The following is a 292-nucleotide window of genomic DNA, read 5'->3' as shown; positions in this document are numbered from 1 at the left end:
GAGGGCGATCAGGGTGGTGCCGCGCATGAAGCCGGCCATCGCCTCGAAGGCCCGCTCGCCGCCGAACTCCTCCGCCGCCGCGAACGGCAGGCCGGCCTCGGCCGCGAACGGCGCGGCGGTGGCACGGCCGAGCACGGAGACCCGGTGGCCGCGGCGCCGCAGTTCGCGCCCGGCGGCGAGCGCCGGGTAGAGGTAGCCGCCGTCGCTGAGCGGGCAGAGCAGGATGTTCACGGAGCCTCCGGGCCGGGGCGGGCGGGGCGGTCGGGTCCGGTGGCGGGCCGGACGGGCGGCG

Annotated in this window: 1 pseudogene; it reads right to left on the bottom strand. The window is 79.8% G+C overall.

The features are described 5' to 3' along the window. Positions 1–231: pseudogene (locus ABD308_RS01820) on the bottom strand (hypothetical protein); the annotation flags it as partial. Positions 232–292 lie beyond the last annotated feature (61 nt).

The organism is Kitasatospora putterlickiae (assembly GCF_039527695.1).
In the GTDB taxonomy this organism is placed as follows: domain Bacteria; phylum Actinomycetota; class Actinomycetes; order Streptomycetales; family Streptomycetaceae; genus Kitasatospora; species Kitasatospora putterlickiae.
Note: the sequence above shows the minus strand (reverse complement) of the source record. Positions and strands in the feature narration are given on the sequence as shown.